Origin of the sequence: Rufibacter ruber, assembly GCF_014138425.1 — a bacterium.
Lineage (GTDB): Bacteria > Bacteroidota > Bacteroidia > Cytophagales > Hymenobacteraceae > Nibribacter > Nibribacter ruber_C.
Genome location: NZ_JACJIQ010000022.1, coordinates 57,821 through 84,549 on the forward strand (window position 1 = coordinate 57,821; position 26,729 = coordinate 84,549).

At 50.6% G+C, this 26,729-nt stretch carries 21 protein-coding genes; 3 read left to right on the forward strand and 18 right to left on the reverse strand.

What is annotated here, in order from left to right; genetic code table 11:
- Window positions 1–91: 91 nt before the first annotated feature.
- From FHS90_RS19990 to FHS90_RS20005, 4 genes are all read right to left on the reverse strand, one after another.
- Window positions 92–3,151 carry a T9SS type B sorting domain-containing protein gene (locus FHS90_RS19990; RefSeq protein WP_182514339.1) on the reverse strand — a complete coding sequence of 1,020 codons (3,060 nt, stop codon included), beginning with the start codon at window positions 3,149–3,151 and terminating at the stop codon, window positions 92–94.
- Window positions 3,152–3,189: 38 nt separating this feature from the next.
- Window positions 3,190–4,677 carry a lipopolysaccharide biosynthesis protein gene (locus tag FHS90_RS19995; protein WP_182514340.1) on the reverse strand — a complete coding sequence of 496 codons (1,488 nt, stop codon included), beginning with the start codon at window positions 4,675–4,677 and terminating at the stop codon, window positions 3,190–3,192.
- Between the two features lie 126 nt (window positions 4,678–4,803).
- Window positions 4,804–6,129 carry a DUF7033 domain-containing protein gene (locus tag FHS90_RS20000; protein ID WP_182514341.1) on the reverse strand — a complete coding sequence of 442 codons (1,326 nt, stop codon included), beginning with the start codon at window positions 6,127–6,129 and terminating at the stop codon, window positions 4,804–4,806.
- A gap of 462 nt (window positions 6,130–6,591) precedes the next feature.
- The gene (locus FHS90_RS20005) at window positions 6,592–7,911 is read right to left on the reverse strand and encodes a glycosyltransferase family 4 protein (protein WP_220483112.1); all 1,320 of its coding nucleotides are present in this window, start codon (window positions 7,909–7,911) and stop codon (window positions 6,592–6,594) included.
- A 244-nt stretch (window positions 7,912–8,155) separates the two neighbouring features.
- On the opposite strand from FHS90_RS20005, the gene ffh reads away from it, so the two are divergent.
- Entirely contained in the window at window positions 8,156–9,493 is a 1,338-nt protein-coding gene (ffh, locus tag FHS90_RS20010; protein WP_066833250.1) for a signal recognition particle protein, read from the forward strand.
- Between the two features lie 643 nt (window positions 9,494–10,136).
- Here ffh and FHS90_RS20015 read toward each other — a convergent pair.
- The 9 genes from FHS90_RS20015 to FHS90_RS20055 all read right to left on the reverse strand — a co-directional run bounded on the left by FHS90_RS20015 (window position 10,137) and on the right by FHS90_RS20055 (window position 19,727).
- Window positions 10,137–10,898: an OBAP family protein gene (locus FHS90_RS20015; protein ID WP_066833245.1), complete on the reverse strand. Its 762-nt coding sequence runs from the start codon at window positions 10,896–10,898 to the stop codon at window positions 10,137–10,139.
- Between the two features lie 419 nt (window positions 10,899–11,317).
- On the reverse strand, window positions 11,318–11,803 hold the full coding sequence (locus FHS90_RS20020) for a nucleoside deaminase (RefSeq protein ID WP_241498961.1): 486 nt from the start codon (window positions 11,801–11,803) through the stop codon (window positions 11,318–11,320).
- 70 nt (window positions 11,804–11,873) lie between these two features.
- Window positions 11,874–12,395, reverse strand: a complete 522-nt coding sequence (locus FHS90_RS20025) for a DinB family protein (RefSeq protein WP_182514342.1) — start codon at window positions 12,393–12,395, stop codon at window positions 11,874–11,876.
- A gap of 463 nt (window positions 12,396–12,858) precedes the next feature.
- A complete protein-coding gene (locus FHS90_RS20030; protein ID WP_066833228.1) occupies window positions 12,859–15,204 on the reverse strand; it encodes a hybrid sensor histidine kinase/response regulator in 2,346 nt (781 codons plus the stop codon).
- Between the two features lie 9 nt (window positions 15,205–15,213).
- Entirely contained in the window at window positions 15,214–15,645 is a 432-nt protein-coding gene (locus FHS90_RS20035) for a response regulator (protein ID WP_066833225.1), read from the reverse strand.
- A 54-nt stretch (window positions 15,646–15,699) separates the two neighbouring features.
- The gene (locus tag FHS90_RS20040; RefSeq protein ID WP_182514343.1) at window positions 15,700–16,113 is read right to left on the reverse strand and encodes a response regulator; all 414 of its coding nucleotides are present in this window, start codon (window positions 16,111–16,113) and stop codon (window positions 15,700–15,702) included.
- A 74-nt stretch (window positions 16,114–16,187) separates the two neighbouring features.
- Window positions 16,188–16,901 (reverse strand): sensor histidine kinase, encoded by a 714-nt coding sequence (locus tag FHS90_RS20045; RefSeq protein ID WP_182514344.1) that lies wholly within the window; start codon window positions 16,899–16,901, stop codon window positions 16,188–16,190.
- Window positions 16,898–18,412 (reverse strand): sensor histidine kinase, encoded by a 1,515-nt coding sequence (locus FHS90_RS20050; RefSeq protein ID WP_182514345.1) that lies wholly within the window; start codon window positions 18,410–18,412, stop codon window positions 16,898–16,900. Before FHS90_RS20050 ends, FHS90_RS20045 begins: the two co-directional genes overlap by 4 nt.
- 94 nt (window positions 18,413–18,506) lie before the next feature.
- Window positions 18,507–19,727, reverse strand: coding sequence for a sensor histidine kinase (locus FHS90_RS20055; RefSeq protein ID WP_182514346.1), 1,221 nt, complete (start codon window positions 19,725–19,727; stop codon window positions 18,507–18,509).
- Between the two features lie 230 nt (window positions 19,728–19,957).
- Between FHS90_RS20055 and FHS90_RS20060 the strand changes: the two genes are divergently transcribed.
- Complete coding sequence (locus FHS90_RS20060) at window positions 19,958–20,665, forward strand: class I SAM-dependent methyltransferase (protein WP_182514347.1); 708 nt, start codon at window positions 19,958–19,960, stop codon at window positions 20,663–20,665.
- A 74-nt stretch (window positions 20,666–20,739) separates the two neighbouring features.
- Here FHS90_RS20060 and FHS90_RS20065 read toward each other — a convergent pair whose 3' ends face one another.
- The 3 genes from FHS90_RS20065 to FHS90_RS20075 all read right to left on the reverse strand — a co-directional run bounded on the left by FHS90_RS20065 (window position 20,740) and on the right by FHS90_RS20075 (window position 24,217).
- Complete coding sequence (locus FHS90_RS20065) at window positions 20,740–21,162, reverse strand: hypothetical protein (protein ID WP_066833207.1); 423 nt, start codon at window positions 21,160–21,162, stop codon at window positions 20,740–20,742.
- Window positions 21,163–21,275: 113 nt separating this feature from the next.
- Entirely contained in the window at window positions 21,276–22,259 is a 984-nt protein-coding gene (locus FHS90_RS20070) for a pyruvate dehydrogenase complex E1 component subunit beta (RefSeq protein ID WP_066833117.1), read from the reverse strand.
- Window positions 22,260–22,402: 143 nt separating this feature from the next.
- Window positions 22,403–24,217, reverse strand: a complete 1,815-nt coding sequence (locus tag FHS90_RS20075; protein WP_182514348.1) for a tetratricopeptide repeat protein — start codon at window positions 24,215–24,217, stop codon at window positions 22,403–22,405.
- A gap of 113 nt (window positions 24,218–24,330) precedes the next feature.
- Between FHS90_RS20075 and FHS90_RS20080 the strand changes: the two genes are divergently transcribed.
- Complete coding sequence (locus FHS90_RS20080; RefSeq protein ID WP_182514349.1) at window positions 24,331–24,549, forward strand: PspC domain-containing protein; 219 nt, start codon at window positions 24,331–24,333, stop codon at window positions 24,547–24,549.
- Here FHS90_RS20080 and FHS90_RS20085 read toward each other — a convergent pair.
- Window positions 24,514–25,569 (reverse strand): glycosyltransferase family 2 protein, encoded by a 1,056-nt coding sequence (locus tag FHS90_RS20085; protein ID WP_182514350.1) that lies wholly within the window; start codon window positions 25,567–25,569, stop codon window positions 24,514–24,516. The two genes, FHS90_RS20080 and FHS90_RS20085, sit on opposite strands and share 36 nt — an antisense overlap.
- Window positions 25,559–25,894, reverse strand: a complete 336-nt coding sequence (locus FHS90_RS20090) for a YbaB/EbfC family nucleoid-associated protein (RefSeq protein WP_066833113.1) — start codon at window positions 25,892–25,894, stop codon at window positions 25,559–25,561. The genes FHS90_RS20085 and FHS90_RS20090 overlap by 11 nt, the downstream gene beginning before the upstream one ends.
- Between the last annotated feature and the right edge of the window lie 835 nt (window positions 25,895–26,729).

The window sequence follows — 26,729 nt, forward strand, 5'->3', positions numbered from 1 at the left end:
GCTTGTTGCGCTACATTCCTGCTCCTAAAGGGCTGCGTCAGAACCGTATGCCGCTGAATTTCGGCTGGAAAACCTAATGGTAAACAGGCTATTATTTTACTATTTCTACCCAGCCTTTAAAGATGCGGCTCTGTTCTCTATTTACCAAGTTATAGTAATACGTTCCGGCACTCATATCTTCGCCACTCCAGTTGTTTTTGTAATCTGCCGTAAACAGAACCTGTTTTCCCCATCGGTTATAGATAGTCAGCTCCCACCTGTCTTTAGGGAGCAGCCCATGAATAAAGAATGAATCATTTATTCCGTCTGCGTTGGGGGTAAAGATGTTGGGGATAAACAACCCGTCCTGGCAATCTTTGAATTTAACCTGTATGGCATCAGATTCACCGCAATGTTCCAGGGAGGCTGTCACAGAATAGGTGCCCGGTTGGGTAACGGTATAGGTAGCCTCCTTAGAGCCGTCTTGCCACTGGTACGTAACCCCAGGAAGTACCTTGCCAATGATTAAACTTTCCCCATAGCAAAGGGTGGTATCCCTCCCTAGCTCAATGGCAGGTGGGGTGAGAAAATACACCTCAATTTCATCGCGGGTGGTGCAGTTATATCTATTGGTGACCTCCACCCAATAGGTGCCAGGTTGGTTAATGTTAATGGAGGAACGGGTAGACCCGTCTTGCCATAGATAAGTAGCCTCAGGGCGAGTGACATCTAGTGCTAGTGACTGCCCTACACAAAGGGTGGTGTCTCTACCTAAAGCTGCTACCGGGAGGGGGTTAAACGTGATTGTCACTTCATCTCTGGCTGAGCAACCATTCAATGTCACTTCTTGCCAATAGGTGCCGCTGGTTTTTGGAGAAAACGTAGCAGTGGTAGATCCGTCTTGCCAAAGATAAGTGGCGCCGGCTAGAGCCTGACCTAGTGTTAAGGGTTCCCCCTGGCAGAGAGATCTGTCTGGCCCCAGGTTTACCAAGGGCAACGGTTTCACCAGTACATCTACAGAGTCTGTATTGGAGCAGCCCCATGAGTTGGTCACTGTCACTCCATATCGTCCTGTTTTAGTAACGGTAAAGGTAGGGGCCGTTGATCCATCTGGCCAGCGGTAAGTTAAGTCAAGACCGGTTGCGTCTAACAGCAAAGACTCACCTGCACATATTTCCCTCCTGGTGCCTAATTCTACCTGCGGAACTGGGTTGAGGGTAATTGTAATCTCATCCCGTACTTTACAGCCGTTACTGTTGGTTGCTTCTATCCAGTACACCCCCGAAGTGTGAACCTGTAAGGTAGTCCCTGTGGAGCCATCTGACCATTTTATAGATGTGTTGGCGGGGATAGTAGGGGCCAGAGTCACCGGTTGGTTTGCGCAGCGGGTGATATCTGCCCCTAAATTGATAGTAAAAGGGGGAGAGTAGGAGATGGTAATCTCATCTCTTGTTGTGCAGGCGCCACGGGTCACTTCTGCCCAATACGTGCCAGGGGCTGTAACGAGTAAAGTGGGCGCAGTAGAACCGGTTGACCACTTAATGCTACTGCCGGAGGGCAGTAAAGGGGAGAGCAGTAAACTTGCGCCGGCGCACAGGGTTGTGTCTCTCCCAAGGCTGAAAGGCAGTGATGGGGCAAGAACAACGTTTATCTCATCCCGCACGGTACATTGGCCCCTGGTTACTTCCAGCCAGTAAGTTCCCACAGACGTAACGGTTATGGACGGACTGGTGGAGCCAGTAGACCAGCGCAGGGTAGATCCCGGCAGAATTTCTGGAGCCAGAACTAAAGAGGCATTGTTTTCACAGATGACCGTGTCTTTCCCAAGGTCTACACGCGGGCTTCTGATGACAGTTAGCGTTTTACTCATGATGTATTCCTGCCCATCTTTGTAGACATTCAACGCTACCTGATACTGCCCATCTGCTTTAAATTCATGCGTATAGGATACATCATTCTGAATTAAATCGCCTTCCATTTTCCAATGAAACTGATCATACTCAAAAGAGATGTTAGGCTGAAACGTGTAGGAATTAGTGGCACAGTCAAACGTGTAGGTAAAGTCAACCAAGGGGGCTATGGCAAAGTTGGGCAGGCCTAATTTACTGGTAGACCCTGGGGTAAGCGTCACATAGTTCTCTCTGTACCCAACAGCGCTTCCCCTCACATTGGGCAGGGTAATGGCATCAAGAAAATTGCGTTCGTTTCTGGCTACATAAATTTTGCCGTCTGGCCCCAGTTGTAACGCCCCAAAAATATAGTTCCCACCAGGTTTGGAGATGATGGTACTGATGGTGTTTGCTGCTTCATCTATCTGATAAAGTGTATTAACACCCCAGGTAGTGCTGACGTATAAAAAGTGGTCTTTTGGCGAGAATTCAAGCCCGTAGGCCCCACTCAGGTTATAAACTTTTGGACTTGAAACCTCACCGGTAGAGCGGTTAAAATTGAACGTCTCAACCCCCGGATGATTAAAAGTTACCGCAACGGCAATTTTATAGCCGTGATGAGAAGCCTTCATGTACCCCAGCATATTGGTGTGGGTCTGGCCCACAGAAGAAGTAACCGGAACTGAACTAAGTCCGGTGGGGGAGAGCAGGTAAGCAATAAACTGGTTGCTGTTTAAGCGGTGGCTCACTATCCAGTAATCCCGTTTGTTTTCATGAGGAATAGCTGTGACTTTTTCAGCACATGGTGAAGCTAAAAACGTATTCTTATTGCTTGTCAGAACTGCGCCCAACCCATTATTCTGATTCATATCAATGACAGAATAATTCAGTGAGTTATTACCTACCAGGTGGTCTTCTACCGTGAAAATGTAAAACTGCATAGGGTTGCCGGGGTGCGGGACAATCACGGCCGCCTGGCTGGATGACTGAGCCCCTTTCAATCCGGTGCCATTTTGCATGATCTGATGGTTTTTGTTCCAGACAGTTACCCCGTCTGTGTACATAAACAAATTGCCTTTCTCATCAGAGAGGGTAGCACAGCCTTCTGGGGTGTTGATGTTTGGGTTGTGAAAAGGAACAGGGCTTCCGGTGCCGGTTGCAAAATTCAGCCCGGCGTTCTGTCCAAACGTCCAGACAGATGCACTTCTTTGGGCGAAGGAGGCGGTATTTGAAATAAAGATTAGAAAGAATAGTAGATAGAAATATTGTAAAGGTTTTTGCATTGGCGTCAGCCTTGGGAGAAAAGTATATTTTTATTACCCTAAGAAAGAAATCTTTTTTTGGTTTTCCTAAAACCTTCATTGACCTCCGGTGACACCTTGCTCATCAGCACCAAGCCTGCATAAATACCGGTGATCAAGGCAAACCGCACGGCAATATCCAGCAGTACGTGGGGCAGGCGGGGCAGTAGCCAGGAAGCAACAAAAGCCACCGCGGCAATAGCCAGCAGGGCCAGGGAGTCCCACCCAAACGGTTGCATTTTGAAAAAGAAAGCGACAAAGGCTACCCGCAGCATATTCACGGCCACAAAGACCAGCATAGAAGCAAAGGCGGCTCCATTGATCCCGAACGGCGGAATCAACAGATAATTGGTGGTGATGACCAGGGCAACCATCAGAATGTTCAGGATCAGGTCATAGCGGTATCTGTGGGACGTGATCAGGATCATGGCGTTCAGGCCCGTGCCTAACTCAAAGATACGGGCAATGCCCATGAACAGGATGACGTACCGGCCGGCGCTGTACTCTGGCGGCATAAAGGAGAAGATATTGTCAACGTTGCACCAGATGCCCAGAAACAGCAGCAACCCAATCACCAGGTTTACCCGGGTCATGCGCTTGTACAGGTGCCCCAGCGCCGGGAAATCGCCCAGCTTGAAAAGGTCAGCCACCTGGGCGGTCAGAACTTTGTTCATGCTGCGGTACGGCACCAATATAGCACTGGTGATAAAATACCCCGTGGTATAAAATGCTACATCAGCGAGACCGCGGGGCGACATGGCCATAATCATGGCTGAATCTGTAAACGTAATGACCGTACTGGAAATGCCTCCCAAAAATGAATAAAAACCGTACTGCACCACTTCTTTGATGGGCACAATCTGGAACATGTTCCGGCCCGGCCGAACGAAAAACTGCCGGAGCCAGAGCAGATACACTATGCAGATGAGGGCACTGCTGGAGTTGGCGGCAATGAACAGAATCACAAACCACTGAAAGTCTACCCACCCCAAAACATAGAGGGCTGCCGTTACCATGGTCAGGATTCGCACCAGGAAATCCTGCAGAAACGTCTGGACCACACTTTTGTAGAGCGCCCGCAGGTAAGCGTCCAGCAACAGAAACAGCAGAGTGAAGAAGCTCAGCGGAATAATGTAGTAGTAGTACTCCACCGCCAGAGGCGAGTTTTTTCCAAAATAGTCTATCACCGCAGGCTTCAGGAGCAGGAACAGCGCCGTTACCACCACAAACCCCGCCAGCGGGATCACCAGCATGAGAAACAGGAACCCGTTGTGCTGCTTGTCCCGGTCCCGGAAATAAGGGAAAAAGCGGGCGCTGGTATTGGTAAACCCCAGCGCGGCAAACTGGGCGAACACCGGGGCTACGCTGATCAGAAAACGGGTTAACCCCACCTTGTCCGGGTCATTCAGGAAGTGGGGGAGCACCAGAACCGTGTTCAGGTACCCTACCACCATGCCCACGGTAGAAATCAAGGTGTTCAGGTAACTCTGCTTGCGGATGACATCCATGAAAGGAGGGCGGCGTTTTAGGGCTGTTTTTCTGAAATCAGGTCAAAAACAGCACGGGTGAAGGCGCAAAAATAACAGCTTCTGCTGAGGCTTTAACTATGCTTTGAAAATAGACAGCGGGTAAATTTAAGAGATAGAGGCGTGGGCAACGGCTTCTGACGCTGTTAGGAAAGCCGTTCCGGCCCTGGAGCAGTAGCGGGTGAGGTCTCTGAAGATCTGGACCCCTTGCGGAAGAGCGTAGGGCGTAAAGTTCTCATTGTGCCAGAGCAGGGTAAAGACCCCATGAAACCTGATAATTTCGTTCAGCAGGGGGGTAACGGCAGGCATAACGTGCCGGGGCGCCAGCTGGAGGTAACGGGGGTGGTGCAGGGTGATGTCCATCAGGTTCAGGGGCAGCTCCCACGTCTCCTGCATGGCGCGCTCTTTAAAACTGAACAACCGAAAGGGGTGGCAGTAGCTGTGCCGGAACCCGTAGTGCTCCGGAAAGCCGAGGCTGCTGTCATAGGTGATGCCGGAGGAGAGCAGCACCGCTGGAGAGGCACCCGGATCAAAGCGCAGATAGTGAAAGCGGTTCCCTTGTACGGGGGCGGGTATTTTCTCCCGCTCCCCCAGAAGCTGCGCGGCAAAGGTGCCGGTGCCGTGGCTGCCGTGCAGCGCAATTTCATGTCCGGCGGAGACCAGGCGGCTGATTTCTGCTTGAACAGCCGCCGAGGCGATGTCATAGTCAGCGTTAGGGTGCCCCTCAGATTTGGCAGACTCCGGTAAAAAAAAGAAAGTGGCCCTTGCCTGAAGTTTTTCAAGCTCCTGCTCTACCTGCAACAGATTGAACCACGCGTCATTCTGGGCTAGCTTCTGGTAGGCCAGGCGCACCAACCGGAGAATGTTCCCTTTCCGCAATGCGGAAATTCCGGCTACTTTCCAGGCACTCTGCAGGTAGTCAACGTCATGGGTGAGGCAGGTGGCAAACGGTTTCCCTTGCCAGAGCCGGGGCTGAATTTTCTGACCATACGCTATCTCTACCGCTTCTTTCAGGATCTCAAAGTAGTAGTTCACCACAGGTATGGAAACAAAACCTTCTTCTGCCTGAACAGAGGCGCGGTAGGGAAACCTCCCAAACTGATCCCGCTCAGGACTATAGTACTCCTGCCAGCCACTCAACAGAAAGAAGGCACTGGCCACCAGGTCATAGTGCACCTGTACTTGCCCGTCTGTCTGCGGGGTAAACCATTCTTGCGTAATAGTACTCTGGAAAAAGAGAGGGAGAGAGGTGCCTTTCCAGTCTTTTTTACCCACCTGGTCCGGCCTGGGCAGTTCGCGCTCAAAGAAACTGCCTTCAGCGGGCAAGACTTGCACCCGGCTGCGGCCGTCCAGGCCATAGCTGATTTCCAGCGGCTCCGGCAGATGGTAGACCCGCTTGAAATGGAAGAGTACGTAATCCAGGAGGCGTTGCAAGGCGGCTAGAAGTAATGCGGTGAGTCTATGGCTTAAGAATAAAGGTAAGAAGAACTAAAAGGTTCTGTACGTTTCTGGAACATTCTACTTCTTTTCATTTTCTAATGAAAGACATTTCTGTTCCGGCAGCTGTTTCAAGTGTTGAAAGACAGTCCCTGGGTAAAGGTGCCAGGGTTTCTGTTTTGGGGCTGATTTCAAAAAAACAGCCCTAAAACAGAAACCCTGGAATGGTAAGGAATTTTGCAATGCCATCCTTTTCCGCCAGGTTCAAAACCCTAAACAGCATTCTTCAGAAAGCTAGGCAAGGGAAAAGACGCAACAGGGTAACTGAGGGTAACCGCTGTTGGTGCTCGCTTCTAAACCCATTTCAGAAGGGTAACAGAAGGTAAGGGGAAGCTTTAGCCGCACAAGGCGTTTCTGTTCTGGGGCTGTTTTTCAGAAAACAGCACCAAAACAGAAATGCTAAGACACCAGCAATTCCGCCAGTTTCTCAGTGAGGGCACGGCGGGAGTATTGGGTATAGTTGATGATGGGCAGGTCCAGGTTGGGGTTTACTTTCCAGGCTTTGCTGAACTGCATGAGCTGGTCCAGCATCAAGTCATAGCCGGTGTAGTGAAAGACCCGTCCGGCACCGCATTCATCAATGATTCTATCGGCATCGCCGTGTATGGGGCCAATGCACATAATGGGTTTGTTGGCGGCCAGGTACTCAAACAGCTTACCCGTCAATATCCCGAAGTTGTTGGGCACGTCTGGTATGGCCATGAACAAGACGGTACTGGACATGAGGTATTGAATAGACACATCATGCGGCACATAGTCAATGTATTCTGTGATCAAAGCCAACCCCGCCGCCTCTACCTGCCGCTTCACTTCTGCAGAAACCTTGCCCACAAACCGGAGCTTGTACCTGATGAGCGGGTTTTTGGTCATGGTGTCACAAAGCGCCTGGAAGAACCCCTCCACGTTATAAGCCTCTGTAATGGTGCCGGTGTAGGTGATGGTGAATTCCTCTTTTGACGGGGCAGAGGGGTGCACGAAATCTGCCTCATCATACCCGTTGGGGATGACATGGATCTTGTTAGGGTCCAGGGTGGTGGATTTGTTCAGGAACAGGCGTTTCATGTCTGCACTCACCACCAGAATGGCGTCTGCGTTTTCCAGCACCTCCTGCTCGTATTTGGCATCAATCTTCTGCGCCAGCGCGGTGTGGTTCAAGTCCTGATAATAATAAATATCGGTCCAGGGGTCGCGCATATCGGCAATCCACTTCAACCCGAACTGTTTTTTGAGCTTCAGGCCAATCAGTTGGGTAGAGTGGGGCGGGCTGGAGGTGACCACGGCGTGCATCTCCTTCCGCTTCATGACCTTGGTGGCGGCGTCCAGGGCAAAACGGTTCCAGCCTACGCGCGGGTCAGGAATGAACAGGTTGCCGCGCAGGAATTTGAAAAGCTTCTGCTTCCAGCTCTCGTTCCCGGTGTTTGCAAAGCCGCCAAACGGAATGTCTTTCTTGCCGGTGAGCTTCTTGTAGAACTCAAACGGCTCCCGGGTTCTGGTCCTGATGACCTGCACAGAGGCCGGCACCTCGGCCTCTAAGGTGGCGTCTATCACAGGATAAGAGGCCTGCCTCTCATCTACGGTGATCACGGTGGGCTGCACCCCAAACTCGGGCAGGTGCTTCACAAATTTGAGACATCGCTGCACGCCGGCGCCGCCAGACGGGGGCCAGTAGTAGGTGATGAATAGTGTATTGGGTTGGGTGGTGTGTGTTCTTGATTCCAAAAGTACTCTTCTTCTTTTGTACGGTGGTAAGGTCTTATCTCTGTCGGTTGCCGTTTTGGGGCTGTTTTTGCAAAAGTAGCCCTAAAACAGCGGCGTTGCCGAAATGTACGGCTCGTTCCAATATACGGAGCTTAGGCTAAAATATGGTGAACTTGCCAAATTTCTGCGTATTTTTGTAAATAGTTCCTACGGAAACCAGGAACGATTTAACCTGAACAGAACCTAACTCAGCCATACAAACCACATGTTTGAGAATTTAAGTAATAAGCTGGACCGCGCCTTTAAAACCCTGAAAGGCCAAGGCAGCATCACTGAGATCAACGTAGCCCAAACCATTAAAGAGGTGCGCCGCGCCCTGGTAGACGCAGACGTGAACTACAAGGTGGCCAAAACTGTGACCGATAAGATCAAAGACGAGGCCATGGGCCGTGACGTGTTGATTGCCGTGTCACCGGGCCAGTTGATGGTGAAGATTGTGCATGAGGAGCTCACTGAACTCATGGGCGGCGAGAAAAAAGACATCAGCCTCAACGGCTCACCCGCCATTGTTCTGATTGCCGGTCTGCAGGGATCTGGTAAAACCACCTTCACCGGTAAACTGGCCAGTTTTCTGAAAAAGCAAGGCAAAGGCGTCATGGTGGCAGCCTGTGATGTGTACCGCCCCGCGGCAATTGACCAGCTGAATGTTCTGGCCGAGCAGGTGGGCGTTGAGTTTTATGCGGAGCGCGAATCTAAAGACCCGGTGCAGATTGCCAGAAACGCCGTAGAGCATGCCAAGCGCACCGGCAAGAAAGTTGTCATCATTGATACCGCCGGCCGTCTGGCCGTGGATGAGGCCATGATGCAGGAGATCTACAACATCAAAGAGGCCATTAAACCCACCGAGACCTTGTTTGTGGTAGACTCCATGACCGGTCAGGATGCCGTGAACACCGCTAAAACCTTCAACGAGCGCATTAACTTTGACGGCGTGGTGCTGACTAAGTTAGACGGTGACTCAAGAGGTGGGGCCGCCCTATCCATCAGGGCTGTGGTAGAGAAACCCATCAAGTTCATCTCCACCGGTGAGAAGATGGAAGCCCTGGACCTGTTCTACCCAGACCGGATGGCACAGCGTATTCTGGGCATGGGAGACGTGATCTCCCTGGTGGAGCGCGCACAGCAGACTTTTGACGAGGAAGAGGCCAAGCGGATCAACAAGAACATCCGCAAGAACCAGTTCAACTTTGACGACTTCCTGTCTCAGCTGGAGCAGATCAAACGCATGGGTGATATCAAAGACCTGGTAGGCATGATCCCGGGCGTGAGCAAAATGCTGAAGGACGTGGAGATTGATGAAAGCGCTTTCAAACCCATTGAGGCCATTATCAAATCCATGACCAAGGAAGAGCGCCTCAACCCTGACATGATCAGCGGAAGCCGCCGCAACCGCATTGCCAAAGGTTCTGGAACTACCATTCAGCAGGTGAACAACCTGATGAAGCAGTTCAATGACATGCGGAAAATGATGCGCAGCATGAACAAAATGGCGGGCACCAAAGGAGGGCTGGCCAAGTTGGGCAGCATGATGGGCCGACGGTAGCTCTTCGTTGTTAGATATTAGTTCTTCTATTTTAGAGCAATGCCCGAACCTCTACGGTTCGGGCATTGCTGTTTTTGGCCTGTTTTTGCGAAAACAGGCCAAAAACAGGAGTGGCAAGAAATGTTGAAACATGCTTATAAGGTGTTGATTAGCTGTACTTGTTGTACTTGCTGTTCGTGGGCCATTTGCTGTTTGGAGTTACTTGCTGTTCGGGAGTTCTACTCCTGAACTTGCCTGCTGCGGAGTTCTACTCCGCCGGGAACCACGAGCAAAGAAGGGGAGTAGAACTCCGGAAGAGCAAGGAGTTTCCAGCTGGTCGGGAATAGAACTCCGGAAGTGCAAGGGGGAAATACTATTGCTGTTCACCACCAAGTTCCTTTTAGGATTGCAAAAGAGAAAAGGTGTAGCCCAACTACCTCAGCTGCTCAGCTGTTCGGGAGTTCTACTCCCGAACTTGCCTGCTGCGGAGTTCTACTCCGCCAGGAACTACAGAAAAAAAGGGGAGTAGAACTCCCCGGCAGATTGCTTCCGGAGTAGAACTCCGGAAGAGCTGGAAAAAGCATGAAGAGAATAGAAAAGAAAGCAGAGTTCCACATTGCACCATAAAATTCCTAATTCCCCATTCTCAATTTTTAATTCTCCTCTAGTGCTGGTGCTCAGGCGCCTCATAGTGGTTGGTGATTTGCAACTGTCTAACCTCGCCTTTTTCCCAGGCATTGGCTCCTTCTATCACCTTTGGCATAGGTATGTCTTCGCGCTGTCTGCGCTTCTCTGCAGTTGAGACATTAAACCGCTGGTCCCGGTCTTGCACCAGTTCTGGGTGGAGCTGCCCGTCTTTGGTAAAGCCCATCATGACCATGGGGCTACCCAGCGGCAACTCCAGATCACGGTCTGTATGCCAGGTATGGATGATCTTGCCGTAAGTGCTCACCAGCTTTTCCATGAGTTCATGCTCTGCCACGTCTGGGATGCCGGGGGCAATCAGCTCCCCAGATTTGACTTCGTAGTGATGGCTGTGCCAGAGTTTACGTTCCTCTGGGGGCAGCTTCTTGAACAGGCGCTCAGATATAATGTACTCCACGCCCATGAGTTTGGCGTCTGGGCCGTTTCCGTCATACATGATAGCCTGGTGCAGATCCTCATTGAGCTGCGTGACGTAATGGTGCGCCTCCATCTGGCCTTGCAAGTTGCCGTTGTAGAAATGGAAACCGTTGAGGTAGGCATTTACTTTTGACAACGGGGTTTTGTCTTGCAGCAGATCAGCGCCCGTCTCCAGGACTTTGGTTTTGGTTGTTTTCTCTGCGCCAGGGGCCTCTACGTAAGAGTCGGTGTTTTTTCCGCCGCAGGCGGATAGGAGTGAGAACCCAAGGCAATACAGAAACCGGCCAGTCCATCTTTTTTCCATGGTTCAACAGAATAGGTGCTGATTTTTCTACGGACTTTTAAAGACGACGGCTGAATGCGCTGCCTCAGATCTTATCACAAACTATGTTTTCGGCTGCACCGATGCAGAATAAATACGTCCCGTTTTTGGCCTACTTTCCAGAAAACAGGCCAAAAACGGGACGTAGATTAATAGAAGCGACTGAGGAATATTAGTTAACCCTTGTTGCAGTTTATTGAAGCAGTTAACTCATTATGGATACTAACAAGGATGTAGAACGCTTTACTGTTATCCTTCCTTTGTTATTCGGGATTTCAAATCTCGAATAGCGGAGGCTTAGGACGAGCTTTCGCGGAACTTGAGTCTTTAGCAGATAATTCCCGTCCTAGGAGGGGTAGGGGTGGGTTACAACTGCTTCAGCAAACCGAAACCTAGATTATTTAGTATTCAGTTTTGCCTTCCAGCTTTTCCCACTCCTTGAATCCTTCCAGGGCTTCTTCCCGCAGGAACTGCTCCATGGGCAGGTGGCGGTGGGGCAGGGGTTTTTCTAATTCTTCGTAAATAAAAGCATCATCAAAGCCAATGGCGGCGGCATCTGCTTTGGTGTTGCCATAATACACTTTGTCTGGGCGGGCCCAGTAGATGGCTCCCAGGCACATGGGGCAGGGTTCACAGCTGGTGTAGAGCTCACAGCCGGTGAGTTGGAAGGTGCCCAGCGTCTGGCAGGCTTTCCGGATGGCGTCTACCTCTGCGTGGGCTGTTGGGTCGTTGCTGGATGTTACATTGTTAAACCCGCGGGCAATGATTTCGCCGTTCTTTACTACCACCGCCCCAAAAGGACCGCCTTTGCCTTCCTTCATCTTCTCAATTGAAAGCCTGATGGCTTCCCGCATGTATTCTTTTCTCCTGGATTCTGGCGATGACATTCTCTTACAGTTAAATCAGTTGGTTTACTTAAAAAGGATGCAAATGTACAGAAAACGCGTGGGAGTCCTGTTAATGCAACAGCTTCTTCAGCTGAGGAATGTGGTGGCGGTGGTGTTGGTGCAGAAAGGCGAGCGTTTGGGGCAAGGTAAGCATGCCGGCAATGGGGTGAAAAAAAATCTCCTTGTTTAACAAATCCACGGGAAATTGTTCCAGCAGGGCCCTGAGCTGTACCCGGGTCTTTTGCCACTGCTCCAGTACTGCCGGTACGTGCGCCACGGAGGGCACCTCACGAACTACTTTGGGGGCTTTGAACTTAAGGGGAAGGCGCAGGAACAGCTTTAACACCACTGACCTGTACCACGTTTTAAGGGAGGTGGGCCGTAGAGGCTTTTGGGAGGCCAGGCGTCTTTGGAGCTCCTCCAATACCTTCTGCTCAATAAACCCAATGTGGTAGAGCACCTGGGCCGCCGACCATTTATCTGGTGCTGGTTTGGTTTCCTGTTTGGCAGGGGAGGCGGCACTCACCCACTGGCTTAGAAACTGCCGCTGCTCTTCTAACTGCTGAAAAAGGGGATGTAGTACTGGCTCCATGAGAAAGATATCTTTATAAGCTGTTTTGGTAAAAGAGGCTCTAAACTAAGTTTAAAACAGCGTTTAATCCTGCAAGTAAGCCCTGAAAAAGAACCTGCGGTTACATCTTCTAGCCCTTTACGCTGCAAGGCGGCTCTTAAACTGTGAACGCAGAACCTTTCGCAGGCACTCTTTGCCGGTACAATCACCCTTTAAACATGCTCTAAAAACGTGCTTTCTAAACAAGTAGTTGGCTGGTATCTTCTTCTTTAAATTTGGGGCGGTGCTTTCTTTTCTCTATGGCCAAAGCAATTGCTTGAGCTGCTGTTTCTGGGCTGTTTTTCAAAAAACAGCCCAGAAACAGACTCTATCCTGCCTTGCTAGCATACCAAAAAGTTTACGCTAAGCGAGGGGCGGCTAGGCAGCTTCTACACGCCGTGAGGACTACGAGTAGAAGGTAAAATAGCTCTAGATAGGATGGCTGTTACCTTACTGCTGATTTTTCTTTTAAGGTTTTCAGCTCATTCTGCAATTGATCAACGGCTTTTTCTACCAGGGTCACCATTTGCTGAACCAAAGAAGGAAGCTGCTCAGTGTTTTTCCGGTGCAGGGCATACTGCTCAATTTTTGAATTAATCTCTTCAATTTTAGAAATGCCCACCAAGGCCAGAGACGGTTTTATTTTATGGGCAATAGTTCTGGTTTCGGCCCAGTTGGAGAAAGAAACGGCTCTGGTCATTTCCTGCACCTGTCCTGGCGTCTGGTCAATGAACATCTTCAGAATGTCTGTCATGAACTCTGCATTGCCGTTGGCAAACTGTGCCAGGTAAGAGAGGTTGATCTCTAAAGCCTCCTCTGGCAGGGTAGCAGCTGCTGCTTGTTCTTCTGCTGCGGTTTTAGGTAAAAAGCGGGCAATCTCCTTCAATAATGTTTCTGCCTGGAAAGGTTTTGACACATAAGAGTCTGCGCCGGCGGCTAAGCACTTGTCTGCCTCGCCTTGTGAGGCGTGGGCAGTCAAGGCTATAATAGGGATGCTTTTCCGTTCTGGCATGTGCTGCCTGATGTACTGCATGGCCTCATACCCGTCCATTTCAGGCATCTGCATGTCCATGAGCACCAAGTCATAGGTTTTCTGGGCCAGAAGGTCAACCGCTTCCTGGCCATTATTAGCCACCTCCAACAGAATTTCATGGTCCCCCAGCACCTTTTTCACCAGCAACTGGTTAATGGGGTTGTCTTCGGCCAGCAGAATAGAGGCATGTTGCAGGTGCTTAAACTGATCAGCGGAAGACTCTGCGGCTACTGCGGGTACTTCTGGTTTCCTGTCGGCTTTCTTGAACGGAAGCTGAAAACGGAAAGTGCTGCCCTGGCCCACCTGACTTTCAACCTGTATGTTGCCGTTTTGTACTTCAATCAACTCCCGGGCAATGGAAAGGCCCAGGCCGGTGCCGCCAAACTTACGGGTAGTATCACTGCTGCCTTGGGTGAATTTGTCAAAGATGGTTCCCAATTTCTCCGCTGGAATGCCTATGCCCGTGTCTTTTACCGTCATTTCCAGCAGATATTGACCATTCTGTACATTGATCACCTCCACGCTCAGTTTAATCACACCGTTTTCAGTGAACTTGATCGCGTTGCCTATCAGGTTGTTCAGAATCTGGCTCAGCCGGAACGGGTCACCCATCACAAACTGCGGAATTTCTTCGTCCAGCAGCAGTTTTAAGGTGTTTTTACGTTCTTTGGCTCTGATCTCCAGAATGTCTAAAAGTTGTTTGATCAGTTGCCTCAGGTCAAAGGGGATAATTTCCAGGGTGATTTTGCCAGCTTCAATTTTTGAGAAGTCTAGCAGGTCATTGATGATGACCATGAGGTTGTTGGCAGAGGTATTGATGGCTTTCAGAAAATCCCGCTGGTGGTCATTCAGTTGCGTTTTGGCCAACACTTCTGTTAAGCCCAGAATCCCATTCATGGGAGTTCTGATTTCATGGCTCATATTGGCCAGAAACTGCTCTTTCACCTGCGCCATACTGAGGGCGGTGTCTTTGGCCTTTTTAAGTTCCTCTTCCACCAGGACCCGTTCAGTAATGTCATACCCCACGCCAATGGCTCCGGTTACGTTCCCCAGGTCATCTTTCATAGGCAGGTACAGGCAGTCAAACCAGACCCCATTTACGTCAACGGTACATTTTGCCTCTGTGCCGCTCAGCGCTTTTTTTACCCCGGCAATGATTTGTGGATTCTCCTGATAAGCCTCAAAGATAGACAGTCCCACAGACTGGTTGTCAATTCTGCCTATGAGAGAGAGGCCTTTGCCGCGGGACATGTTAAAGATGCCGTCTTTGTCAATGGCCCACAAAATAATGGGAGCGCTGTTCACCACCGTGTCTAATTGCTTCTGGGTGCGCCAGAGTTGCTCCTGGGTATGTAGACGCTCCTGTTCAATTTTGTGCAGGCGAATGGCACTGCGTATGCTCTGGGAAATGCCTTCTGGGGTAAGCAGGGTTTTGGGCAGGTAATCTGAGGCCCCGGTCTTGATTGCCTCCACGGCAATGCGCTCATCTCCCTGGGAGGTCACAACCTGCACCGGCGTGGTAATGCCCTGCTCCCTTATTTTCTGAAGTAATTCCAGCCCATTCATGTCGGGCAGGATGAAATCTATAAAGATAAAATCAAATACGTGCTGCTGCAGGGCCTCCAGAGCCTCTACCCCCATAGACGCCGTACGTACCTCTGCCTTCATTTGTGCGGTGCGCAAGGACCGCTTAATGATCATTTGATCTACCTCATCATCATCTACAATGAGCAACTTCACCACCTGGTCTAGTACCATACTACAATGTTAATTTGGTAACTCAATTAAATCCCAGAAAGAATTAAGCACAGAGATCATCTCAAGGAGTGATTCATACTGTATTGGTTTAACCAGATAGCCGGCCACGTTGAGATCATAGGCCTCTACCACGTCTTTGGTGGTATCTGAGGCTGTCATTACAAATACGCTGCAGGCTTTTAATGATTCTTCCTGTCTTAACGCTTTTAAGAAGTCTAACCCACCCATGCCTGGTAAATTGAGATCAAGCAGGATTATTTTAGGGGTGGGCACCAAGGCATTGGTGTTGCCGGTGCCCAGCAACATAGACAGAGCGTCTTTGCCAGTGCCTGCCACATGTACAGGGTTCTCAATCCCCTGGGCTTTAAACGCCCGCAGAATATTGGCTACATCCAGTGGATTATCTTCCACGAGTAAGATGTGGGTCTGCTTATTTTTCAATGGATTGGTGGGATAAACATAGAATCAAACGTAATCTTCTCTTTTCAGCCCTTGTTAGGGCCGTTCACATAACTTCCAGTAGCGGTCAAGGGTGCCAACGGCGGTGATGAACTTCTCAAAGGATAACGGCTTTAAGATATAGCCGGCCACATTGAGGTTGTATGCGTTGAACTTGTCGCTGTCCTCATTAGAGGTAGTCATGACAAAGACACTGATGCGGTTCAGTGCCGGATCTTTTCTCAACTCCTGCAGGAACTCTATGCCATTCATTTTGGGCATGTTGATGTCCAGGATGATGATGGGGGTTTGCGGCAGGGCGTCAGAGCGCAGCATCTCCAAGGCCTCTAAACCATTATTGGCAATGTAAAGCGGGTTATTTATGTTGTTCTTCTTAAATGCCCGTTGCACATTCATGATATCCACTTCATCGTCTTCCACTAATAAAATGGGTACTACTCTTTCTTCCATGGGTGTAAGTTATCTTCTTGGTTCGGCGTCTGCCATACTTTTGTAGGCGGCGAGGGTATTGTAAGGTGAAACAATCAAGCAGTTAGGGAGAGGGGCCAGGTGAAAAGCATCTCGGTTCCCTGGTTCAAGTCTGATTTTGCCTCAATGGTACCGCCCGCAAATCTTACTATCTTGTGTACTATGGTTAACCCTGCCCCTAAACTCTCTTGCCGGTCTTTGGGCTGCACGGTGTAAAACATCTTGAATATCTTTCCCAATGAGTCTGCCGGAATCCCAATGCCGTTGTCTCTGACAGAGAAAAGAAAATGCGTTGGGAGTTGCTTCGCAGAAATCCATACCTCTGGCGTTTCCTGCTCATTAAACTGCACCGCATTCTGCAGGAGGTGGCAAAACACCGTCTCCAGTTTTCTACAATAGGTAGTAAGGGTAGGCAGCTGCGAAAGATGAACCTTTAAGCCTGATTTCTCCTGAAACGGGGCCGCAATTTTTTCTATCATTTCCTGCACGGCCACTTCCCTTACCTCTAAGTCTTGCCTGCCTACTCTGGAAAATGACAAGAGGGCTGAAATCATGCGCTCCATTCGCTCTGTCCGGTTCTGGAGAAGATGAATGTTATGGGCAATATCAGGCTCCAGGGCTTCCCCCAGATCTTCTTTGATCCAGCCAGACAGGTTGCTGATAGCTCTGAGCGGTGCCTTTAGGTCATGTGACACAATATAAGCAAACTCGTCAAATTCAGTCTGTAGCTGTTTTAACTGTTCTTGGCAGGTGTGCGCGTGTTCCTTCATGATACATAGGCGGTTTCAAGAAGCACAGGCAAGTCTTTTTTTTCCTTAGGCCAGGTGAATACAAAAGTAGTTCCCTGCCCTTTGTCAGACTCAATCCAGATGCTGCCTCCTTTTTCCTCAATAATCTTCTTAACGATAGCCAGGCCTATGCCAGTACTTTCTTTTACGTCACGGGCCTCCATAGTTTGGAAAATCCCGAATACTTTTTGGTGGTATTCCTTCGGGATGCCCGGGCCATCATCCTGCACCTCAAATTGATACATGTTTTCCAGCTCTTTGGCGCGTACCTCTACACAGCCGTTCTGGGTGTGGTGGTATTTAAAGGCATTGCTCAGCAGGTTTGAGAAAACCTGATAGACCAAGGTCTTCTCAGCGGTGAGGGTAGGCATATCTGCCGCAATTTTCACCTGAAACGAAGCTGGTGGAGACAGATTCTCTAATGCCTCCTTCAGAACGCTGTTAACTGAAAAGGTAGATTTTTTGATCTCTTTTCTCCCTACCCGGGCGTATTCTAAAATACCGTTGATCAGGTTCTCCATGCGCTGTACCCGCCCCCGTAAAATGGTGAGGTTGTTGGTGATTTCCGGCTCCTGGCTATCCAGGTCCTCTGCAATCCACTCAGCCAGGTTGTTGATGGCTCTGAGAGGGGCTTTCAGGTCATGTGAAACTACATAGGCGAACTGGTCCAGTTCCCGGTTCATCTTAGTCAAATGGTCAAAGCTCTGCTGAAGTTTATGCGCCATTCTATTAAGAGAGTGGGTCAGGCTGCTGATTTCATCATGGCGGGTGTCAGTGAGCGTTACCTGGTAATTGCCATTGGCAATGCTGTTGGCCAAAGCAGTCATTTTCATGAAACGCTTCCTGATGGTTTTGCCCAGCAGATAGGCGGTAAGGCTCCCCGCCAGGATTGCCAGCAGGGTCAACCCGAGCGCAATATCATTAGTCTGCATCAGGGAGTCATTCATTTCCCGTACTTTGGCCCTTTTGATGATCTCTTCTTCGGCCTCAATGAGCTCAAACTTCTTGCGCGCCCGGTCAATGATGAGCTTCCCCTTCGCTTTTTGGGCGGTGGCATTGAAAAGAGAATCATAGTATTGTTTGTGCGAAGAGCTCAAGTGGACCTTGGCCCGGGCAGCAATCAGGGGTTCAGAGAAATTGATAATCCATTCCTGGGCATCCTGTTCAATGAGGTGCACCAACTGGTTTTGGGAGGGATAGGCCTCTGTAAGGGAATCCAGGCGCCGTACAGTTCTGGCAATAATCACCTGCCCTTTGTTGTAAGGCGAAAGAAAAGTCTGCCTCCCGGTTAAAAGGTACCCTCTCATGCCGGTCTCAAGGTCAAGGAGCATTTTCTGGGCCGACTCGCCTTCCCTGATCACATCAGAGGTCGCCAGCACCGCCTCCACGCTCTTCTGCACCCGTTGGGTCTGCTTGATATAACCAAAAGTCACAATGCAAAACATGGCCAGTATAAAACCTATGGCAAGATGAATGGTGGTGATAATTTTCATGGATCTGGTACCTGCGCCTGGAGTGTATTCAGCCACAGTTGACGATCTCAAAGATAAGGTATATAGCCATGAATTATTCCTTTTTGCATAATTTTTAGCAAGGCCATGTGAAAGAGAAGCGGCAGCCTTGTTCAGGAATGGAATCTACCCATATTGTTGCTTGTCTTTCATTCAATAATTTCTTGATATAAGCCAAACCTACTCCATTTCGCTCTTGCTCGTGTTTTGAGGAAAGGGTCTTGAACATGCCAAAAATTTTCTCATGGAACACCGGGGCTATACCTACGCCGTTGTCCTGTACATAAAACTCCAGCAGGAACGGCGTTTGCTGCCGCCATCCCACTTCTATCTCTACAGCACGGCCCGGGTTGTGAAGAATGGCGTTTTCCAGGAGCTGGGAAAAAATGGTCTCCAGCACCGGGCGCTCTGTTCTAATGACAGGCAGGTCAGTGGCCAAGGTAACAGTTACCAGATGGTCTTCTCTCAACGTGTCACATAGCTGTTGGAGCATGAGGGAGGTAGCTACCGTCTCTAAGGGGGCAGTTACTTCGCGGGCCCTTGAGTAGGTGATAAGCCCGTTGAACAGGTTCTCCAAACGCTGCGCCCTGCCGCGCAGCAACGCCAGATTCTGTCTCACCTGTTCGTGGCTTTCCTCTGCAAGGTCTTCAGAGATCCATTCAGCCAGGTTATGGATTGCCCTGAGCGGGGTTTTCAATTCGTGTGATAAGGTATAAGACAATTGGTTTAATTCAGCTTTATAGGCTGCCAGCCGCTGGGCGCTGGCGGCTGCTTTTTGGTTTTCGGCCTCCAGTTTTCTTTTCTGAGCGTCTAGCTCTACCAGTGCCATGACCTGCTGGGCCAGGGTGTGCAGCATTTGCCGCTCCTGCGGGGTTAGCTGCCTGGGCTCATCTGAGAAAAGGCAGATATTGCCCAGCCGGATGCCATAAGCGTTGACAATGGGCGCGGCGGCATAAAACCTAACCCCCATCTGGGCGGTCATGGGAATGGTGGTGAAATATTCTGTGGCCGCAATGTCTGGTATCTCCAGGATAGAATCTGATTGGATAGTGAGGTGGCAGAGAGTGTTGGCCCGTTCAATCTCAGGCACCGGCACCCCCACCCGCGCTTTAAACCAGGTGCGGTCTCTGTCTATAAAAGCGATAGTAGCTATAGGAACCCTGAAAATAGAGACGGCCAGGTTGAGGAGGGCATTGTATTTCTCTTCTGGTGCCGTGTCTAATATCTGGTAATCATATAAAACTCTGAGGCGCTCATCTTCTAACTCAAATAAACGCTCATTGCCTTGATTTTGCATATATAATTTTAAGGGGGATAGTTCTTTACGGCCCGGTACGTTTTCATTCCTGAGCCTATTCCAAAATTAATTTATCTGTCTGGGCAGAATGGTATATTTCGATGAAGGGGAGGTTCTGCACGGTAAAGACCGCCAATGGTGCGGGCATGACAAATTCGGCCAGGGAAGTTGTTTCAACGGGTGGCTGCTTATCTTTGTCTCCGTAAGCCAAAACAAGAACAAAAACAGGTATGTCAGATCCGTTAGGTGCCGCCATCAAAGCGTATTGGGAAGGAAACAAGAAAGCCGTCATACAGGTGTACACAGACCAGGCTGACCCAGATGAGTTGCCCGTGCATTACCTGTTCAGGAAAGAAGAGGAGATGCCGGAGCGGGAGCAGTTTGCCCTCTCGCTCTGTAGGGGACGGGTTTTAGACGTAGGGGCAGGGGCGGGCTCCCATGCGGTGGCCCTGCAGCAAAAAGGGCTGGAGGTGACGGCCCTGGAAATCTCTGAGAAAGCGGCGCAAGTACAAAAAGCCCGGGGTGTGCAACAGGTGGTGGTGGGAGACATGTTCCAAATGCCCCCAACACCTTCTTTTGATACGGTGCTGCTGCTCATGAACGGGATTGGCATAGCGGGCACCCTGGAGCAATTGCCACAGTTTCTTGACATCTGCAAACGGTGGCTTGCCCCCGGCGGACAGATCCTGCTGGAGTCCTCAGATATTTTATATCTCTATGAAGAAGAAGACGGTTCTGTGCTGCTGGATCTGAATGGCGCCTATTATGGCGAACTCACTTATGTGATGGAGTACCGGCAGGAGCGGAGCCAGCCGTTTGACTGGTTGTTCATTGACTATAGTCTGCTGGAGCAATATGCGCAGGAGGCAGACCTGAAGGCTGAACTGCTGTTACAGGAGGAAGACGCGCACTACCTGGCCCGCCTCACCGTTGCCTAACCTTCTTGTTATATTTCTGTTTTGGGGCTGTTTTCAGAAAAACAGCCCCAAAACAGAAACTGCCTTGATAGGCACTACTTCTTTATGGGCACTACCTCAATGGTTTTGGTAAGATATTCTGTATCACTTTTCCAGAACCTGAACTCATATTTACCGGTCTCTTTGGGCCGGAACGAAATGGTGTGGTACAGCGGCCGGGCAACGTCTGTGCAAACCACATCTGAGCCTTCTTCCGGGTACTTCACGTAGAGCTTCATGGTAAAGACGCGGCTAACCGTGGCGGTGTCTATTCTGGAGCGTCTGCCGCAGCCATTCTCCGGGGTGAACAACGCCTGCAGGGTGATGGTGGTGTCTACGCGCACGGGCCTTTCAGGGAAGTTCCTGGTGTCAGAGACGGCCAAAGGCATTTCTACCTCAAACAGTTCTGAGGTTTTATCACAGGCCGTAAAGGCGGCCAGGCTGAGCACCGCGCCCCATACAACGGGTTTAAGGTTCATTTGCAGGTATCTCTGTTTTTAAGCTACTTTTTGAAAAACAGGCCCAAAACGCCTGAAAAAGCAAGAGCCGTCCATCATGAAACGGCCGGCTCTTGTAATTGGTATATATAGTCTTACGCTTTGGCGTAGGTTACTTCTTTCACGGCATCAATCACCCGCTTCACGTTAGGCAGCGAAGCCTCAATCAGCGTTGGGGCATATGGTAGCGGAACGTCACGGCAGGTCACGCGCTTCACCGGGGCATCCAGGTAGTCAAACGCCTGGTGCTGCACATGGAAGGCAATTTCTGAGGAGAGGGAAGCCAGCGGCCACGCCTCTTCTACCACCACCAGGCGGTTGGTGCGTTTCACAGACTCTACAATGGCTTTATAATCAATGGGCCGTACAGAGCGCAGATCAATCACCTCGGCGTCTACGCCGTCTTTGGCCAGCTCCTCTGCCGCCTGCAGGGCAACCTTCATCATCTTTCCAAAAGAAACAATGGTGACGTCTTTCCCCTTGCGTTTGGTGTCGGCTACGCCGATGGGAATTAAATATTCTTCTTCCGGCACCTCACCTTTGTCACCGTACATCAGCTCAGACTCCATGAAAATCACGGGGTCATTGTCTCTGATGGCCGTTTTCATCAGGCCTTTGGCGTCATACGGGTTTGACGGAACCACCACTTTCAGGCCAGGGGTGTTGGCGAACCAGTTCTCAAAGTTCTGAGAGTGCTGGCTGGAAAGCATGCCGGCGTTGCCGGTGGGGCCTCTGAACACCATGGGGCAAGAGTACTGGCCACCAGACATAGACATCATCTTGGCAGCCGAGTTGATCACCTGGTCAATGGCCACCAGTGAGAAGTTGAAGGTCATGAACTCAATGATAGGACGGAGCCCGTTCATGGCGGCCCCCACGCCAATACCGGCAAAACCAAGCTCGGCAATAGGGGTGTCAATCACGCGGTCTGGACCAAACTCGTCCAGCATGCCCTGGCTCACTTTGTAGGCACCGTTGTACTGGGCAACTTCCTCGCCCATCAGGAACACCTTTGGGTCGCGGCGCATTTCCTCGCTCATTGCCTCACGCAGAGCCTCTCTGAATTGTATGGTTCGCATAGTAAGAATTTTCTTATCAGTCCGGTAAAATTAAGACATGCGCCACAAATAAAAAAACGCCAGGGGGCAGAAGGAGGGCGGGTGGGGGAGTATATTCCTGTTTCTGGCCTGTTTTGGCAAAAACAGGCCAGAAACAGGAGCCTTTAAATCTTTAGGGCCCCGGCAAAGGCCGCTGACTGGTGGTACCGCTGAAACTCCAGGTCTTCAATGGCTTTCTGGGCCAGGGCCGGTTTGGCCGCCACCGCTTTCTTCAGGTGGTCTGCCATCTGGGCCTCCTGCTGGTTGCGGGCGTAGATGATGGCCATGAGGTAGTGGGTGCTGGCATCTGCCGGAAAGGTCTCCAGCAGCTTCTGGCCCAGCTGGGCGGCACCATCATAGTTCTCCTTGAGCAGGTACAGCATGGTACGGTTGAACTGGGCAGCGTAGCCAGAGCCGGCGTAGGCCAGGCTGCGGGCGGCATCATCATACTGGCCCACTTCCAGTTCCAGGGCGGCCTTGTCTGTGAATAGTTGCTGCAGTACAGGCATAGGCCCGCCCAGTTTTACGGCATAGTCAAAGCTTTGCAGCGCCTCCAGGGCATCACCGTGCTGGTGGTGGGCTACCCCCAGGTTATAAAAGAGCTGCGCGGTGGGCTGCCGGTGGGCAGCGTACCGGAAGTTAAGGATGGCACTCTCCAGCAGATGCTGCCGGGCCGCCGGTTTCAGTTCTTTCTGCGCCTGCTCAAAGTAGACCATGCCCAGGTTGTTCAGGGCCTGCCACGTCATGTAGTTTTCTATGGCGCTTTCATAGATCTTTTTCTTTTCGGCGAGCAGTGGGGTGAGGCCCGCGGCGTACTGCATTTCCTCGGCGTTAAGGGCATCAGCGTTGACGCGGTTCTCTACAATCTTCTTGGCCAGCAGGTAAACCTCGTAATCACGGCGCAGGTTGGGCTGGTAGTCAATGGTTACCTCGGCGTAACGGAGTACCGGGTACACGTACATTTCAATATATTCATAAGAGGCAAGTTCCTGCAGCTTGCGCTCTTTCTCTATAAAAGAGCCGGGGCCGTTTACAATGTCCAGGATCTGCTGGATCTGCTCTTCCGGCAGCGCCGAATTCTGGACCCGCCCCAGAAACGCCTGCCAGTTCTTCTGGATGGTGCGCAGGTTAAACCTGACCGAGGAAACGGTGTTGGTATAAGACTCTGTGTCTATTTTCTTCTTAATGAAATTCTCTACCGCCACGGCCCGTCTTGATGCCAGGTTGCGCGTGGTGGTTTCTAAAGAGTCTGGAGAGTGGGTAGCCAGAATCTCTATTTGCTTGGTCTTTTGGTTAGAAGTCAGGAACTGGTCCAGCAGCTGCAGGTTGGTTCCTAAGCCGGTGCGCAGCGTAGCCAGCGCCTGGTCAAAGAAAATGGGGATTTTGAGCGGGCCCGGTTTCTCCTTTTTAGCTGAATCTGAGACATAGGCCGGGGAATGCACGTGCTGCACCAGGTACGGCGTGGTTCTGATGCCGGGGGCCAGCACCACTGGTTTCAGGTATTTTTTCCGCCCTTTGGGGCTGGTCACCACGCCCTGGGCATACAGTTTCCCGGTAATTTTAGAAGGGGTATAGGGCAGGGTGAAAGAACTTGACATGGTAGGCCTGCCCTCTACAAAGTTGTAGTTCCCGAAGTCAAACGCCAGCGAGCCAATATGGTCTTCTACGCCTTTGTCTGCTTTGTAATACACCCTGATGCCGTATTGATAGTCATCCCGCAGCAGATTTTTAGGCAGTTGGGCCGTGACTTCTACGGGTACCTGCCGGCCCCGCACCATCAGTACTTCAGGCTGCGCCCAGAGCTTTTGCCCGCGCTCGGCTTTTTTGGCCAGGCGGGAGAGGGTGCAGCCAGAAAAAAGGAGGAGCAGGAACAAGAAGGGGAGAAGCCGTAGGTTAAGAAGACGAGGAAGGGAATAGGGCATATCTAAAACTGGAATCATACGTATAAAAGCGCCAACACTGTCATCAAGTACTGGATTGGCCTTTCAAGGGTTTGAAAAGTTGACGGTGAACGTAAATTTATTTAACTTAGGCTTCTAAATTCCTGTGAGTCATGAAGCAACTACAATATTTCCTGGAAAGCCAAGCGTTTGGGGTTTGCTCCAAACTGGGCGAAAAACTGGGTTTTGCTTCTAGCAGCATCCGGCTTTCTTTTATTTATCTCTCCTTCCTAACGTTTGGGTCTCCGGTATTGGTGTACCTGATCCTGGCCTTTTGGCTGAACGTGCGCAAACATTTACGCCGGGAGCGAAGCACTGTCTGGGACGTCTAGCTGCGTAAACTTCTTCTTGCCTTTTCCAAAATACTGCCACACTACGCTTTGGGGGTACCAACCGGTGAGCTGAGCCGTTGGCTTTTTATGCGGCTGGCCCTGCCGGGCTGCATCCAGAGTTTTCCTCATTGCAAAGAATGCCCGGTGCGCGCGCCAGATTGCCGCTACCTCTTGCCATTGCCCTTTCAGGAAATACCGGGCCGCCGCCACTCCGTCTAAAACCAAGCGGGTGTACAGGATACGGTTTAACTCCTGATCAGATAGATTTTTGTACAGCAACGCTGCCCCGTTCCTGAAATTAAGGAATGTTTTTCTGGGATTGGCTTTAGGTAAGGTGCCACCGCCCACGTGGTAGACCGTGCTTTGACCGTGGTAGAAAATCTGGTAGCCCAGGTTCTGCAGTCGCCAGCAAAGGTCTATCTCTTCCATGTGGGCGAAGAATTCCTTTTCAAGTCCGCCCGCCTGCCAGTAGGCGCTGGCCCTGATAAAGAGGCAGGCCCCGGTGGCCCAGAACACCGGCCGCGCCTCATCATACTGCCCCCGGTCTTCCTCCAGCGTGTCAAACAGCCTGCCGCGGCAGAAGGGATAGCCGTAGGCGTCTAAAAAACCACCCGCCGCGCCGGCGTACTCAAAGTGGGTGCGCTGGTGAAACGACTTGATCTTGGGCTGACAGGCCGCAATTTGTGGGTTTGTCTCTAGCAGGTGGACCAACGGGGAAAGCCAACCGGCCGTCACCTCCACATCTGAATTGAGCAGTACATAATAATCTGCCTGCACCTGCCGGAGCGCCTGGTTGTAGCCCTCGCAGAATCCGAAATTCTCCTGCAGGGCAATTTGTTTGACCTCCGGAAAATACTGCTGCAGAAAATCTACGGAGTCATCTGTAGAAGCGTTGTCGGCCACGAATACGTCAGCCCCTGCACTGTGCAGGATCACCCCCGGCAGGAACTGTTCTAACCAGCGGCGTCCGTTCCAGTTCAGGATGACAACCGCCACTGTGGGCTGGGAATTAAAGTCCAAAGTTGCTGAGGTCTAGGCCGGGAATGTTGGGGAGCATGCCCTCTGTGTTTTTCTTAAGTTCTTCTTTGGCTTTTTCACCGGCTTCGTCCATGGCTTTGTTTACGGCCGCCACCACCAGGTCGGCCAGCATTTCTTTGTCCCCGGGGTTCATGAGCGTCTCGTCAAACTCCAGCTTTAGTAGCCGCCGCTCCCCGTTCACAGTGGCTTTGACCATGCCGCCTCCGGCTTCTGATGAGACCGTGATGTGTTTCAGCTTTTCCTGCGCCTCTTTCATCTTGGCCTGCATTTCCTTCACCTTGTTCATCATCCCAAACATGTCAAACATATATTTCTCCTTTCTAGTAAGTTCTTTACAACATAACGCTGAAACCCCGGCAGAAGATACTTGCCTCAGGTTTCTGTTCGCGCTCCCAAAAGTAAGGGATTTCACGCAATGCTGGTAGGTGAGACGCTGGTAGTGTTATCGTCTACCAGACTTTGACGTTCAATATGGTTTTAACGCTCTGACGGGTTCTGCTTCTAATAATCTTCTCCCTTAGAACCCCATTGTATTTTTATATTGGAATGATCTCGTGCATGAGTCGTGCATAGCCCTTGGCCGAAGGCTGCCGTTTATGCCTTGTTGGGCGGAGGCCTTTTTTGTTAAGTTGCCACGCGCTTATTTTCTTATCTGTTTTTGACCTACTTTTAGGAAAACAGCCCGAAAACAGAAAAGCGAAGAGTTAGACAAATTCTTTATCCGTCCCGTTTTGGCTTAATTTCCAGAAAGCAGGCCGAATACGCAATCTAGTCCGTCGGTTTGCGTGCATTGCCGATAAATTCTTTGCACGCATGCTGCGTCAACTCCTCTTCTGCGACTTTTGCAACATCAGTTGGTCAAAGTCGGGTGGCGTTCACTTTCTTTTGCTGAGGTAATCTAAGCTTTTGCCGGTCCACTTTTGCAGCAATTCCCGATTTTTCGTCGGCTTCTGCTGATTTTTTGCTTGCCGCCGCGAGAACTTCTATTTACAATTGCACATAACGTACTTGTGTAAGCGACGGCGAAGGCCGTCGGCCGTAGCGTGCCGTTTATACAATCCTATGTTTGTAAAAACTAATTAACTTGTATAAAAGAGAAGAAAGGAAGGAACAAGATTTATTATACAATAAGGCCCTTGTAA

Coding starts and splice junctions, on each gene's coding strand:
- FHS90_RS20075 (WP_182514348.1), bottom strand. CDS start 24,217: ATGATTCCAGTTTTAGATATGCCCTATTCCCTTCCTCGTCTTCTTAAC.
- FHS90_RS20080 (WP_182514349.1), top strand. CDS start 24,331: ATGAAGCAACTACAATATTTCCTGGAAAGCCAAGCGTTTGGGGTTTGC.
- FHS90_RS20060 (WP_182514347.1), top strand. CDS start 19,958: ATGTCAGATCCGTTAGGTGCCGCCATCAAAGCGTATTGGGAAGGAAAC.
- FHS90_RS20040 (WP_182514343.1), bottom strand. CDS start 16,113: ATGGAAGAAAGAGTAGTACCCATTTTATTAGTGGAAGACGATGAAGTG.
- FHS90_RS20090 (WP_066833113.1), bottom strand. CDS start 25,894: ATGTTTGACATGTTTGGGATGATGAACAAGGTGAAGGAAATGCAGGCC.
- FHS90_RS20020 (WP_241498961.1), bottom strand. CDS start 11,803: ATGTCATCGCCAGAATCCAGGAGAAAAGAATACATGCGGGAAGCCATC.
- FHS90_RS20065 (WP_066833207.1), bottom strand. CDS start 21,162: ATGAACCTTAAACCCGTTGTATGGGGCGCGGTGCTCAGCCTGGCCGCC.
- FHS90_RS20045 (WP_182514344.1), bottom strand. CDS start 16,901: ATGAAGGAACACGCGCACACCTGCCAAGAACAGTTAAAACAGCTACAG.
- FHS90_RS20055 (WP_182514346.1), bottom strand. CDS start 19,727: ATGCAAAATCAAGGCAATGAGCGTTTATTTGAGTTAGAAGATGAGCGC.
- ffh (WP_066833250.1), top strand. CDS start 8,156: ATGTTTGAGAATTTAAGTAATAAGCTGGACCGCGCCTTTAAAACCCTG.
- FHS90_RS19990 (WP_182514339.1), bottom strand. CDS start 3,151: ATGCAAAAACCTTTACAATATTTCTATCTACTATTCTTTCTAATCTTT.
- FHS90_RS19995 (WP_182514340.1), bottom strand. CDS start 4,677: ATGGATGTCATCCGCAAGCAGAGTTACCTGAACACCTTGATTTCTACC.
- FHS90_RS20030 (WP_066833228.1), bottom strand. CDS start 15,204: ATGGTACTAGACCAGGTGGTGAAGTTGCTCATTGTAGATGATGATGAG.
- FHS90_RS20025 (WP_182514342.1), bottom strand. CDS start 12,395: ATGGAGCCAGTACTACATCCCCTTTTTCAGCAGTTAGAAGAGCAGCGG.
- FHS90_RS20050 (WP_182514345.1), bottom strand. CDS start 18,412: ATGAAAATTATCACCACCATTCATCTTGCCATAGGTTTTATACTGGCC.
- FHS90_RS20015 (WP_066833245.1), bottom strand. CDS start 10,898: ATGGAAAAAAGATGGACTGGCCGGTTTCTGTATTGCCTTGGGTTCTCA.
- FHS90_RS20070 (WP_066833117.1), bottom strand. CDS start 22,259: ATGCGAACCATACAATTCAGAGAGGCTCTGCGTGAGGCAATGAGCGAG.